The sequence below is a fragment of the Erwinia sp. LJJL01 genome, from assembly GCF_047300805.2.
GTDB lineage: Bacteria > Pseudomonadota > Gammaproteobacteria > Enterobacterales > Enterobacteriaceae > Erwinia > Erwinia aphidicola.
On sequence record NZ_CP178576.1, the window covers coordinates 451,009 to 463,867 of the forward strand.

Below are 12,859 nucleotides of genomic sequence, written 5' to 3' on the forward strand. Positions count from 1 at the left end.
TGTCACTGGAGAACGACCATGGCCCCTCTCAAAATCGACAATATTCCCGACGCAGTGCGCCAGATTAAAGCGCAGCTGCGCCAGCAGCTTCCCAACTATCGCCAGGTGTTTGCCGAACTGGATGCCGATATGCGCCGCCAGATTGCCACGCTCAACCATGAGCAGCAGCGCGGTGAGCATCCGGTACCGCAGCTTGAGGCCAACGATATCCTGAATCAGCGCGTGACGGAACAGCAAAAAAATCTGATCCGCCAGCGCGGCTGCTGCGTCATCAAAGGCGTGTTCACGCGCCAGCAGGCCAGCGACTGGAACCAGCAGATTGGCGATTACCTCGACGAGAATCAGTTTGTGGAAAAGCTAAAACATGCCGCCGAGGACAATTACTTTGGCGACCTGAAGCAGGGTAAGCCGCAAATCTACGGCATTTACTGGTCCAGACCCCAGGTGGAGGCGCGTCAGGATGCACGCATGCAGGCGGTGCAGGCATTCCTTAACTCGCTGTGGCAGAGCGAAAGCCACGGCCAGCAGCACTTCGACCCGACGCGCATCGTCAGCTACGCCGACCGCACGCGCCGCCGCCCACCGAACTCGGGTTCACTCGGCCTGTCGCCGCACGTGGATGGCGGGTCGCTGGAGCGCTGGCTGGATGAGAACTTCCGTCACGTCTACCGACACGTGTTTAGCGGCAACTGGCAGCAGTACAATCCGTTTGATGCCGAGAAACGCTGCGAAGTACGCGAATTTCCCTCCCCTGCCGTCTGCTCGATGTTTCGCACTTTCCAGGGCTGGACGGCGCTGACGCCGCAGCGCAAGCACGGCGGCACCCTGCAGCTGCTGCCGATCGCCAACGCCATGGCGTGGATTTTACTGCGCGCGCTGCAGGATGATGTCGCGGAGGATGACCTGTGCGGTGCCGCTCCGGGGCGCGCTTTATCGATTAGCGAGAAGTTTCATCCTCTTTTACTTGAAGGTTTTTCCTCTATTCCCGATATGGAAGCGGGCGACACGGTGTTCTGGCATTGCGACGTGGTTCACGCCGTGGAAAATGAGCATCAGGGCGAGTTCGACAGCAACGTGATGTACATTGCCGCCGCGCCGTGGTGCGAGAAAAATGTCGCCTATTTACAGCGCCAGTGGCCCGCCTTTGTTGAGGGGCGTTCGCCACCGGATTTCGCCGCCGACGATTTCGAAGTCGATTTCGTCGGGCGCGCCACCGCGCAGGATCTGACGCCATTGGGCAAGCAGCAGATGCTGGAGTAACCCTGCGGGGCGATCGAAAAAAGGTCCCCCGTGAGGGATCTGCACAAACATTGTGCCTGGATATTGTCGCGGGGTGACCGGTGTCAGGTTTCAGGAGGCGGTTAGCGGACGTTTAGCGAGGTAAGTCGTTTCTGGGAATACCCCAGTGGTTGCCCCCTGTTTATCCGGGAAAAATTGATCCAGGCCGGGATTAACCGATTGCCACGCTGTGATCCCTGGCACATCCCGCCCGCTTTCCCTATCATAGCGCCACTGTTTTCCGCCAGCCGAGATGCCCGTGCATTCGATGTTTGAGATGTTGCTCGCCGTGTTTGATCGCGCAGCGCTGATGCTTATCTGCCTGTTCTTTATTACCCGTACCCGTCATTTCCGGCAGCTGTTGCAGAAGGACGAGCACTCGCGCCAGGAGCTGCTGGCGGTGACCGCTATTTTCTCGCTGTTTGCCCTGTTCAGCACCTGGACCGGCATCAATGTTGAAGGGTCGCTGGTCAACGTGCGCACCATCGCCATTATGTCCGGCGGCATCCTGTTTGGCCCGTGGGTCGGCATCGCCACCGGAGTGATTGCCGGGCTGCACCGCTTCCTGATCGACATTGACGGTGTGACTTCGGTACCGTGCCTGATCACCAGCATTGCCGCCGGGATCGTCTCCGGCTGGATCAATCTCAAAGTGGTGAAAGAGAAGCGCTGGAGCAGCGGCATTATCGGCGGGATGGCCTGTGAAACGCTGACCATGGTGCTGATTGTGCTGTGGGCGTCACCGACCTCACTGGGCGTCGATATCGTCTCTGAGATTGCCATTCCGATGATCCTCGGCGCGGTCAGCATCGGTCTGATCGTGCTGCTGGTGCAGAGCGTGGAGGGGGAAAAAGAGGCTATTGCCGCCCGCCAGGCGAAGCTGGCGCTGGATATTGCTAATAAAACTCTGCCGCTGTTCCGCCAGGTCAACAGCCAGTCGCTGCGCCAGGTGTGTGACATCATCCGCAGCGATATCAACGCCGATGCGGTGGCGATGACCAATACCCGCCAGATCCTCGCCTACGTTGGCGTGGGCGAAGGCAACTATCGTGACGGCGATGACGGCATCAGCCCGACCACGCTGGCGGCGATTTCACAGGGTAAAATCATCATTAAAAATAATGATGAGGCGCACCGCACCCCGGAAATTCACTCGATGATTGTCATCCCCCTGTGGGAAAAAGGCGAAGTGACCGGCACGCTGAAGATCTACTATCGTCATGCGCACCGCATTACCTGGTCACTGAAAGAGATGGCGGTCGGGCTGTCGCAAATTATTTCCACCCAGCTGGAAGTTTCACGCGCTGAGCAGCTGCGCGAAATGGCTAATAAGGCGGAGCTGCGCGCCCTGCAAAGCAAGATCAACCCACACTTCCTGTTCAACGCGCTCAATGCCATCTCCTCCTCTATTCGCATTAATCCCGATACTGCGCGCCAGCTGATTACCAATCTTTCGCGCTATCTGCGCTATAACCTCGAACTGAATGACGATGAAACCATCGACATCAAAAAAGAGCTGTATCAGGTGAAAGATTATATCGCCATTGAGCAGGCGCGCTTCGGCGACAAGCTGACGGTGATTTACGATATCGATGAAGATGTCAACTGCCCGCTGCCCAGCCTGCTGATCCAACCGCTGGTGGAAAACGCCATTGTCCACGGCATCCATCCCTGCCGGGGTAAAGGCGTGGTGACGCTGAGCATTAAGGATCAGGGCCATCGCGTGCGTATTGCGGTGCGCGATACCGGCCACGGCATCAGCGAAGAGGTGATGGCGCGCGTGAAGCGCAACGAAATGCCGGGCAACAAGATCGGCCTGCTGAACGTGCATCACCGGGTGAAGCTGCTGTACGGCGAGGGGCTGCATATCCACCGTTTTAATCCGGGTACCGAAATCACCTTCTACATCAGTAAGAACGGCGCCATGTTGCCGGAAAACCAGAGTGTTTCATTGACTGCCTGAGATGGGAAACCGATGTGAAAGCAATAATCGTTGAAGATGAATTTCTTGCCCAGCAGGAGCTGAGCTGGCTGATCCGCCAGCACAGCAGCATTGTCATTGAAGCCACCTTTGATGACGGCCTCGACGTGCTGAAGTACCTGCAGAGTCACCAGGTGGACGTGATATTTCTCGATATCAATATTCCGTCGCTGGACGGCATGCTGCTGGCGCAGAACATCAGTAAGTTCGCCACTAAGCCGCTGATCGTGTTTATTACCGCCTATAAAGAGTACGCGGTAGATGCCTTTGAGCTGGAAGCATTTGACTACATTCTCAAGCCATGGTCAGAGATGCGCATCGTCACGCTGCTGCGCAAGCTGGAAAACCATGCGCAGAGCAGCGCACAGCTCAGCAGCACGGCGGCGCGCCCTGCTCCGTACACCATTAATCTGGTGAAGGACGAACGCATTATCGTCACCGATATCAACGATATCTATTACGCAGAAGCCCATGAAAAGCTGACGTTTGTCTATACGCGGCGGGAAGAGTATGTAATGTCGATGAATATCACCGAATTTTGCAGCCGCCTGCCGGAGGCGTATTTCTTTCGCTGCCACCGCTCATACTGCGTCAATCTGAGTAAGATCCGCGAGATTGAGCCGTGGTTTAACAACACCTATATTCTCAAGCTGCGCGATATGGAGTTCCAGGTTCCGGTCAGCCGCAGCAAGGTGAAGGAGTTTCGCCAGCTGATGCGGCTGTAGCGCCGCATCAGCCTGGAGATTACAGCACGCGGCCCAGGGTCTGACGCAGGTGCGCGCCCGCGCCCAGCAGGCCCGGCTGATCGTGAGTGATCATAAAGACCGGAATGCGCGAGGTGTAGTCGCGGAAGCGGCCTTTATCTTCAAACGCCGCACGGAACCCGGAGGCTTTAAAGAACTCCAGGAAACGCGGCACGATGCCTCCGGCGATGTAGACACCGCCAAAAGTGCCGAGATTCAGCGCCAGGTTGCCGCCAAAACGGCCCATGCAAACGCAGAACATCGACAGCGCACGGCGGCAGTCGGTGCAGCTACCGTCAAGCGCCCGCTCGCTGACATCGCGCGGCTTGAGGTTTTCTGGCTCCCGGTCATCTGATTTAACAATCGCCCGATACAGGTTTACCAGCCCGCCGCCGGAGAGAATACGCTCGGCAGAAACGTGGCCGAGCTCAGCGCGCAGTACCTCAAGGATCATATCTTCTTCGTCGCTGTTAGCAGCGAAATCAACGTGGCCGCCCTCGCCCGGCAGGCTCACCCAGCGCTTATCCACGTGGACCAGATGCGCCACGCCGAGCCCGGTGCCCGCACCATACACGGCAACCGGCTTATCCTGCACCGCCGGTTCGCCGCCGAACTGCAGCACGTCGTCAGGCGACAGCATCGGGATCGCCATCGACACGGCGGTAAAATCGTTGATGATCTCCAGCGACTCGAAGGCCAGGCTGGCTTTCATTTTACTGGTGGAAAATGCCCAGTCATGGTTGGTCATTTCGACCCAGTCTTCCGTGATTGGGCAGGCGATGGCAATACAGCCATGCTTAATATCCTGCTGCTGTTCATCCAGATAAGCGCGGATCACCGCTTCCAGACTGGCATAATCTGTCGTGGGGAACGTTTTGGCTTGTGAAATAGCACCGGTCTCAACTTCACACAGTGCCAGGCGCGCATTGGTGCCGCCGACATCACCTACCAAAGCATACTTAGTCATTATTGTTTTGCTCCACTTACGTCAATTAGACACACTATAAATTCCCCCCGTTAAAACGACAACGATCAGCGGAAGTAAAACCTACGCGAGCGTTACCTTAACGGGGTTAGTGCTTTTTGCCCACGGGCAACAGTCTGAATTGCGCACTAAATGGCAGTTTAGCTGCTGTTACGCTGATGCAGCGCCTGGGTGACGGCGGCCAGCAGCGGCGGAATGTCCTGCTGCGGCAGCACCACTTCCACCAGCGACAGGCGCGAGTTCCCCTCAAGCAGCTTCATCACTTCCTGCAGCTGCACCGTTTGCGTTACGCGCCAGCTCTGGGCCTGACAATCGACGTTCAGCGCCTGCGGCAGCCGCGTCCAGTCCCAGTGAGCGATATCGTTATAGCGCTGCTCTGCGCCGTGGATGGCACGCTCGACGGTGTAGCCATCATTATTGAGCAGGAAAATCACCGGTTTTTGCCCATCGCGCAGCATCGATCCTATCTCCTGCGCCGTCAGCTGGGCCGAACCGTCACCGATTATCAGCACCACGCGGCGGGCAGGCTCTGCCGTTTGCGCGCCAAAAGCCGCCGGTAATGTGTAGCCGATCGATCCCCACAGCGGCTGAACCAGCAGGCGGGCATCCGGCGGCAGGCGCAGAGAGGCCGCACCGAATGCCGCCGTTCCCTGATCGGCCAGAATAATATCCCCGGGGCGCAGAAACGCCTGAATCAGCGGCCAGAAGCTGTTTTGCGTCAGATTGTCTGAGCAGTCCCCTTCCAGCTGCGGCGGCGCAACAATGGCGCGCTGCCAGCCTGCACCATGCTTACGTGCCAGCTGGTGCAGCACTTCCAGCGCAGTCGCCATGGGCAGCTCGAACGTCTGGTCACCGATGCGGCTGCGATATAGCCCGACGTCAATGGTTTTTGCGCTGTCAATCTGCTGAGTAAAGCCGGCGGTAATGGTATCGGTATACATTACCCCCACGGTAACCAGCACGTCGCTCTGCTCGATCACCTGTCGAGTGTGTGGCGCACTGGAGGCCCCGGCATAGGTGCCGGCAAAGCCATGCAGCGTTTCCGGCAGCAGGCTTTTTCCCATCAGCAGCGTGGCAAATGGCATCGGCACCTCGCGCAGCCAGCGCACCAGCGGTTGCTGCTGCCCGGCACGATCGGCGAGGAAGTCAGCCAGCAGCGCCACGCTGGCGGCCGGGGCCAGCTTCAGCTCTGCGGCATCGGCAAAGGCCGCCCGCTGTGTGCTGTTGTGAGTGACGGGCAGCAATAACGGGGTTGAAGGCGGTGAAAGCGGGCTTTCTGCCACGTTGGTCGCCAGCAGCAGATAGACCGGGCGATACCCGGTCAGCGCGGCAATCAGCACCCGGTCAATCTCTGCGGCCGCGTTCTCTGCCGTCAGCACGCTGCTGGCGACGGAAATTTCCTGATGCATACGCATAAAGTGGCGGAAGTCGCCATCGCCCAGCGTGTGGTGCAGCAGCTCACCCTTATTCTGTGAGGTTTGTGAGGGCGCGCCAACGATATGCACCACCGGCAGATACTCGGCATAGCTGCCCGCCACGCCATTGATGGCGCTCAGTTCACCCACGCCAAAAGTGGTCAATAACGCCGCTGCCCCGCGGCAGCGGGCATAACCATCCGCCGCATAGGCGGCATTAAGCTCGTTGGCACAGCCCACCCAGGCAAGACGCGGATGGTCGATAACGTGGTCAAGAAACTGCAGGTTGTAGTCCCCGGGCACGCCGAACAGATGATCGATACCGATCTCATTTAAACGCGTAAGAAGATAATCCCCAACGGTATAACTGCTCATCATTCGGCTCCTCATGGCGGTATGAATTGAGTATTAGCGATTATTTTCACTCTGTTATAGGAAACTCCTTTGACCGCGTGGCAACAGATCGTTACGCCGTTCAGATTTATCTTTAAGTTGCGATCCATCCCGCTCTTTCGCTTAGTGTAACCGTATACACTGCTATGCTATCCCGCGTCCTTACCGTTTCAATCACAGGATTTACTCATGGTTTATCAAGCAGATGCCCAGCGTTATGAGAAAATGACCTACCACCGCTGCGGGCGCAGCGGCCTGAAACTCCCGGCAATTTCACTGGGTTTATGGCACAACTTTGGCGACAGCACACGCGTGGATAACAGTCGTGACCTGCTGCGCCATGCTTTTGATAACGGTATCACCCATTTTGATCTGGCCAATAATTACGGTCCGCCTCCCGGCTCGGCCGAGGAGAATTTTGGCCGGATTCTGCGCGAAGATTTTCGCCCGTATCGCGATGAGCTGGTGATCTCCAGCAAGGCGGGTTACACCATGTGGCCAGGACCTTATGGCGACTGGGGTTCGCGCAAATACCTGATTTCCAGCCTGGATCAGAGCCTGCAACGCATGGGGATGGAGTATGTGGATATCTTCTACCATCACCGCCCGGATCCGGAAACGCCGCTGGAAGAGACCATGGCAGCGCTTGACCATCTGGTGCGCCAGGGCAAAGCGCTGTACGTGGCGCTTTCCAACTACCCGGCAGAGCTGGCCGCGCAGGCGATTGCTATCTTGCAGGATCTCGGCACGCCGTGCCTGATCCACCAGCCGAAATATTCGATGTTTGAGCGCGCACCGGAAGGTGGCTTGCTGGATGTGCTGGCGCAGAAGGGTGTGGGCAGCATTGCCTTCTCCCCGCTGGCCGGTGGTGTGCTGACCGACCGCTATCTCAACGGCATCCCGGAAGATTCCCGTGCAGCCAGCGGCAGCCGTTTCCTCAGCAGCGATCAGCTGACGCCGGAGAAAATGGAGAAGGTTCAGCGCCTGAATGCGCTGGCGCAGCAGCGCGGGCAAAAGCTGTCGCAGATGGCGCTGGCGTGGGTTTTACGCGGCGGCCACGTCACCTCGGTGCTGATTGGCGCCAGTAAAACTGCGCAGATTGATGATGCGGTGCAGATGCTCAACAAGCGTGATTTCAGCGCAGATGAGTTAGCCCGTATAGAGTCAATTCTGGCTTAATCCCGCCATGCGGGCCGACCGGAAGAGAGGGTCGGCCCCAACGAGAATTGCCCCTTTCCCCCCTGCAGAAAAATCCCAATTCGCCGTTTTTGCGCGTTTATCAGAATTCACCAGGCGTTAAGCCAGCAATCTCGTTATATTGTGCTGCTACAGCGGAGAAGGCAGACCGCTGATAAAGGAGATAATATGAAACGCTTATTGCTTGTTGCCACTTTATTGGCAAGTTTGTCCCCGTTGGCGGTACACACAGCTTATGCCGACAGCGCACGTATTACTTTAGCCCCGGGAGTGACGCTGCATTTGGGCGACCGCGACGATCGCGGACGCTACTGGGACGGCGGCCGCTGGCGCGACAACCACTGGTGGCGTAATAATTATCGCTACAATGAAGGGCGCTGGTGGCGACACGAGCAGTGGCGACGCCATGAAGCAGAGCGCCGACATCATGAAAGGGAAAGGGAGCGCCGCTGGCGCGACCACGAGCGCCATCGTGAATGGCGTCACGACCACGGTCGCCATCACGGCCACGACCGTTGGTAACCATCCTGGCGGGTCAGGCATGCCTGACCCCTACGAAAAACATCCATTTGAATGCTGCGGCATAGGCCGCATGCATAACGTTAAGCGTAGGGGCGGCGGCATGCCCCGCCCGGTTTTTTACAAATTCATTCCCATCGATACCAGCAGATACCCATTCAGCACCACCACAACCGCGACGATCAGGCGGCCAACGTTCTGCATCAGGCGCGAGTTCACCATATCCCCCATCAGCTCACGGTTGCCGGTAAAGACCAGCAGAGGCACCAGCGCCAGCGCAATACCGAAGCTGAGCAGTACCTGGCTCATCACCAGTATCCGCGTGGGTTCCCAGCCTGCCATAATCACAATAAAGGAGGGCAGCATGGTGATCACGCGTCGCACCAGCAGCGGAATATGGAAGTGGATAAAGCCCTGCATCACCACCTGCCCGGCCATGGTGCCGACCACGGTAGAGGACAATCCTGCTGCCAGCAGGCTAAGGCCAAACACCAGCGCGGCGGCTTTACCTAACAGCGGGTCCAGCGTCAGATACGCCTGGTCGAGATCGGCAATCCCGCTGTGGCCGCTAAAGTGGAATGCGGCAGCCGCCGTGGCCATCATCGCCAGATTCACAAAGCCGGCGATAGTCATGGCAATCGCCACATCCAGCTTGGTTGAAGAGTAGCGCTGCTCCCGCGTACCGCCATCGCTGCTGTTCTGCGTCAGCGAGGAGTGCAGGTAGATGACGTGCGGCATAATGGTCGCGCCAAGCACCCCCGCCGCCAGCAGCACGGCATCTGCGGTTGGCAGTGATGGCACCGCCATACCCTGCAGCAGGTCGACCACCTTCGGCTGCGAGAAAAACAGCTCAATCACATAGGCCGCCGCGACAAACAGCAGCAGGCCACCGATCACCAACTCCAGCGGCTTTGAACCACGGCTTTGCAGCATCAGGATCAGAAACGTTGCCACACCGGTGAGCATCGCCCCCTGCAACAGGCTGACGCCAAACACCAGCTTGAAGCCTATCGCCGCGCCGATAAACTCGGCAAGGTCGGTTGCCATGGCGATAATTTCCGCCTGCACCCAGTAAAACCACACCGCCGGGCGCGGAAAACGATCGCGGATATGCTCGGCCAGATTTTTGCCGGTAGCGATACCCAGCTTGGCAGACATCAGCTGGATCACCATCGCCATGATGTTGGCCCAGACAACGACCCACAGCAGGGTGTAACCGTAAGAAGCACCTGCCTGGATATTGGTGGCGAAGTTGCCGGGGTCGATATAGCCAATCGCCGCAATAAAGGCTGGCCCCATCAAGGCAAATTTGATTTTACGACTACTGCGGACGTTCTGCTCCGCAGTGCGGCTTTCCGACATAGCTGTTACCCCTGCTGCTAAACACCTGACAATTATCATGCCTTTAAGTGATAATGATTATCAAGTGCATTTAAAATGGTTATCTTTATCGCTGTGATAGCCAGCGCTATGAGTTATAGCAATGGCTATACTTTTAGATAAAGTACGGCAACGCCAAAAAATGAGCAACCTTTTTCACTGTAGGGTATCTGGCATTCACTTACCACTTGTGCGGTGATTTTTTCATCGCAATTCAGCCAGGATTGTTTTAATAAAGAGGTCGGTAAGCGCAACTTTACGCGTAAGCTGTTAAAAAAGAGTGAAAACCTGTGACGCCTCAAGCTTTTCTGTAATCTGCTGCAATAGGGAATTGTTATATTGAGGCATAGATCTCGTTTTTCCGGTTCCTGTTACATAGAATGTGCAACGAAATATAACAGCCCTCAAATTTGGAGCAAATATGTCCCGCATTCTTCACTTTGCTTTGGCACTGGTGGTGGTGACTCTGCTGGCCTTGTTAGTCAGCCGTGACCGTAAAAACATCCGTGTCCGCTTTGTCATACAGCTATTGGTGATTGAAGTCGCCCTCGCCTGGTTCTTCCTGAACTCGGAAGTGGGTCTCGGCTTCGTCCAGGGGTTCTCAAATCTGTTCGAAAAATTACTGAAGTACGCGGCGGAAGGGACCAACTTCGTCTTTGGTAATATGAGCGATAAAGGTCTGGCCTTCTTCTGGCTTAATGTGCTGTGCCCTATCGTCTTTATCTCTGCGCTGATCGGCATCCTGCAGCACTTCCGCATTTTGCCCATCGTCATCCGTGCCATCGGTACCGTGCTGTCAAAAATCAACGGTATGGGCAAACTGGAGTCTTTCAACGCCGTCAGTTCTCTGATTTTGGGACAGTCAGAAAACTTTATTGCGTATAAAGATATCCTTGGAAAAATGTCCGAACGCCGCATGTACACCATGGCAGCGACCGCGATGTCGACCGTTTCAATGTCGATTGTCGGCGCCTACATGACCATGCTGCAGCCAAAGTATGTGGTCGCCGCGCTGGTACTCAACATGTTCAGCACCTTTATCGTGCTGTCATTGATCAACCCGTACCGCGTTGATAGCGAAGAAGACCTCAAGCTGGGGAATACCCATCAGGGACAGAGCTTCTTCGAGATGCTGGGCGAATATATCCTCGCCGGTTTCAAAGTGGCAGTGATCGTGGCAGCGATGCTGATTGGCTTTATCGCCCTGATCTCCGGGATTAACGCGCTGTTCGACTTTATTTTCGGTATCAGCTTCCAGGGCATTCTTGGCTATGTCTTCTTCCCGTTCGCGTGGGTGATGGGCGTGCCGGCTCATGAAGCGCTGCAGGTCGGCAGCATCATGGCGACCAAACTGGTATCAAACGAGTTTGTGGCAATGATGGATCTGCAAAAAATCGCCGGTACGCTGTCACCGCGTGGTGAAGGCATCCTGTCGGTGTTCCTGGTATCGTTTGCTAACTTCTCCTCGATCGGTATCGTGGCGGGTGCCATCAAAGGCCTGCATGAAGAGCAGGGCAACGTAGTTTCCCGCTTTGGCCTGAAGCTGCTGTACGGCTCAACGCTGGTCAGCGTGCTGTCGGCCTCGATTACGGGTCTGGTGCTGTAATAGGTTTGCGGGCTGACCGAAAAAAAGGTCAGCCCTGTGCCAAATCCCCCTTCGATTCACAACGGTACCGCCAGGTGCTCGCGCAGCGTTTTCCCCTGATACTCCTTTCTAAAGGCCCCGCGCCGCTGTAACTCCGGCACCACGTAATCGGCAAAATCATTCAGTGACGCAGGCATATCGGCCGGCATCAGCACAAATCCATCGCAGGCCCTCTCCTCTACCCAGCGAATCATCTCGTCAGCTATCGAGCGTGGTGTGCCCACCAGCAGCGGGAATGAGGCACTGGCGGCATAGGTTTTCGCCACCTGCGCCAGCGTCTTCCCTTCCTGCCGCGCCTGCCTGATCACATATTCAAAGCGCCCTTTGCTGCCGCTGATCTGCGCAAAGATATCCGGGAACAGCTCATCAGGGTCATGCTGTGACAGATCGTAATTCATGCTGGCCGACATAAAGCTCAGGCCCGCCAGCGGGTTAACCAGTTCGTCCAGCTCACGGCGTTTCTCTTCAGCCGCCCGCTGCGTGGCGGCCACCACTGGCATAATTCCCGGCAGCACTTTGCAGGCGGCGGGCGGGCGACCGTGCAGGGCCATCTGCTGTTTGAACTGCTGATAGAACAGCTGCGCGCGTGCCAGCTCGGGCTGCACGGTGAAGATCACCTCCGCCAGCCGGGTCGCCACCTGCTGGAAATCCGCCGAGACGCCCGCAAGGATCTGCACCGGCCTGCCCTGCGGCGGCTGGCTGACCGTCAGCGGACCTTTGATTTGAAAATGTTTGCCGTGGAAATGGCTGTAGCTGACCTTGCTGGCATCGACATACACGCCGCTGGCTTTATCAGCCACGCGCGCGCCGGGTTGCCAGCTCGCCATCAGCAGCTGCACCGCGTCGATAAACTCGGCCGCGCGCTGATAGCGTTCGCCGTGCGGGGGCAGCTGCTGACGGCTGAAGTTGTGCGCTTCGCCGTCGTTAGTCGACGTCACCGCATTCCAGGCGGCGCGCCCGTGGCTGAAGTGATCCAGGGTCGCCAGCGTGCGCGCCGCGTGAAACGGTTCGCCATAGGTAGTCGACAGCGTACCCCCCAGCCCGATGCGGCGGGTGAACAGGCTGAGCGCGGTCAGCAGCGCCATCGGTTCCGGGCGCGCATAGCCGGGACGATACTGCACGGTAGTGGCGATGTCCGCACCGTAGATATCATCGATCGACAGCTTATCGGCAATAAAGGCGAAGTCGAATTTTGCTGCCTCGGCCTTCTGCACCAGCTTCAGCCAGGTTTCCAGCTGCATCGGGTCCGGGTTTTCGGCGTCAGGATGGCGCCAGCCGCCCGCATGCAGCCCGGTGTCGCTCAGGTAGAGTGCCAGGTGCATA

Annotated in this window: 10 protein-coding genes; 6 read left to right on the forward strand and 4 right to left on the reverse strand. The window is 57.2% G+C overall.

What is annotated here, in order from left to right:
• Positions 1-18: 18 nt before the first annotated feature.
• The 3 genes from ACLI4M_RS02835 (at position 19) to ACLI4M_RS02845 (ending at position 3,984) form a co-directional block, all read left to right on the forward strand.
• Entirely contained in the window at positions 19-1,260 is a 1,242-nt protein-coding gene (locus ACLI4M_RS02835; RefSeq protein ID WP_133623135.1) for a DUF1479 domain-containing protein, read from the forward strand.
• A 295-nt stretch (positions 1,261-1,555) separates the two neighbouring features.
• Positions 1,556-3,241, forward strand: a complete 1,686-nt coding sequence (locus ACLI4M_RS02840; RefSeq protein ID WP_133625032.1) for a sensor histidine kinase — start codon at positions 1,556-1,558, stop codon at positions 3,239-3,241.
• A 14-nt stretch (positions 3,242-3,255) separates the two neighbouring features.
• A complete protein-coding gene (locus tag ACLI4M_RS02845) occupies positions 3,256-3,984 on the forward strand; it encodes a LytR/AlgR family response regulator transcription factor (protein ID WP_133623134.1) in 729 nt (242 codons plus the stop codon).
• A gap of 19 nt (positions 3,985-4,003) precedes the next feature.
• Here ACLI4M_RS02845 and glk read toward each other — a convergent pair whose 3' ends face one another.
• Both glk and ACLI4M_RS02855 read right to left on the reverse strand, forming a co-directional pair.
• Positions 4,004-4,969: a glucokinase gene (gene glk, locus ACLI4M_RS02850; RefSeq protein ID WP_133623133.1), complete on the reverse strand. Its 966-nt coding sequence runs from the start codon at positions 4,967-4,969 to the stop codon at positions 4,004-4,006.
• A gap of 158 nt (positions 4,970-5,127) precedes the next feature.
• A complete protein-coding gene (locus ACLI4M_RS02855; protein WP_133625031.1) occupies positions 5,128-6,777 on the reverse strand; it encodes an alpha-keto acid decarboxylase family protein in 1,650 nt (549 codons plus the stop codon).
• Positions 6,778-6,984: 207 nt separating this feature from the next.
• Here ACLI4M_RS02855 and mgrA point away from each other — a divergent pair, with 207 nt between their 5' ends.
• Positions 6,985-7,974 (forward strand): L-glyceraldehyde 3-phosphate reductase, encoded by a 990-nt coding sequence (gene mgrA / locus ACLI4M_RS02860; protein WP_133623132.1) that lies wholly within the window; start codon positions 6,985-6,987, stop codon positions 7,972-7,974.
• Positions 7,975-8,160: 186 nt separating this feature from the next.
• The gene (locus ACLI4M_RS02865) at positions 8,161-8,514 is read left to right on the forward strand and encodes a DUF2502 domain-containing protein (protein ID WP_099754678.1); all 354 of its coding nucleotides are present in this window, start codon (positions 8,161-8,163) and stop codon (positions 8,512-8,514) included.
• Positions 8,515-8,631: 117 nt separating this feature from the next.
• On the opposite strand, the gene ACLI4M_RS02870 is transcribed toward ACLI4M_RS02865, so the two are convergent.
• Positions 8,632-9,873 (reverse strand): Nramp family divalent metal transporter, encoded by a 1,242-nt coding sequence (locus tag ACLI4M_RS02870; protein ID WP_133623131.1) that lies wholly within the window; start codon positions 9,871-9,873, stop codon positions 8,632-8,634.
• A gap of 439 nt (positions 9,874-10,312) precedes the next feature.
• On the opposite strand from ACLI4M_RS02870, the gene ACLI4M_RS02875 reads away from it, so the two are divergent.
• Positions 10,313-11,497 (forward strand): NupC/NupG family nucleoside CNT transporter, encoded by a 1,185-nt coding sequence (locus tag ACLI4M_RS02875; protein ID WP_048915289.1) that lies wholly within the window; start codon positions 10,313-10,315, stop codon positions 11,495-11,497.
• A gap of 56 nt (positions 11,498-11,553) precedes the next feature.
• Here ACLI4M_RS02875 and ACLI4M_RS02880 read toward each other — a convergent pair whose 3' ends face one another.
• Positions 11,554-12,858 (reverse strand): LLM class flavin-dependent oxidoreductase, encoded by a 1,305-nt coding sequence (locus ACLI4M_RS02880; RefSeq protein ID WP_133623130.1) that lies wholly within the window; start codon positions 12,856-12,858, stop codon positions 11,554-11,556.
• Between the last annotated feature and the right edge of the window lies 1 nt (position 12,859).

Bases quoted from the DNA above. Each gene is read 5' to 3' on its own strand.
- ACLI4M_RS02835 (WP_133623135.1), top strand. From the start codon at position 19: ATGGCCCCTCTCAAAATCGACAATATTCCCGACGCAGTGCGCCAGATT.
- ACLI4M_RS02880 (WP_133623130.1), bottom strand. From the start codon at position 12,858: ATGCACCTGGCACTCTACCTGAGCGACACCGGGCTGCATGCGGGCGGC.
- glk (WP_133623133.1), bottom strand. From the start codon at position 4,969: ATGACTAAGTATGCTTTGGTAGGTGATGTCGGCGGCACCAATGCGCGC.
- ACLI4M_RS02875 (WP_048915289.1), top strand. From the start codon at position 10,313: ATGTCCCGCATTCTTCACTTTGCTTTGGCACTGGTGGTGGTGACTCTG.
- ACLI4M_RS02855 (WP_133625031.1), bottom strand. From the start codon at position 6,777: ATGAGCAGTTATACCGTTGGGGATTATCTTCTTACGCGTTTAAATGAG.
- ACLI4M_RS02870 (WP_133623131.1), bottom strand. From the start codon at position 9,873: ATGTCGGAAAGCCGCACTGCGGAGCAGAACGTCCGCAGTAGTCGTAAA.
- ACLI4M_RS02865 (WP_099754678.1), top strand. From the start codon at position 8,161: ATGAAACGCTTATTGCTTGTTGCCACTTTATTGGCAAGTTTGTCCCCG.
- ACLI4M_RS02840 (WP_133625032.1), top strand. From the start codon at position 1,556: ATGTTGCTCGCCGTGTTTGATCGCGCAGCGCTGATGCTTATCTGCCTG.
- mgrA (WP_133623132.1), top strand. From the start codon at position 6,985: ATGGTTTATCAAGCAGATGCCCAGCGTTATGAGAAAATGACCTACCAC.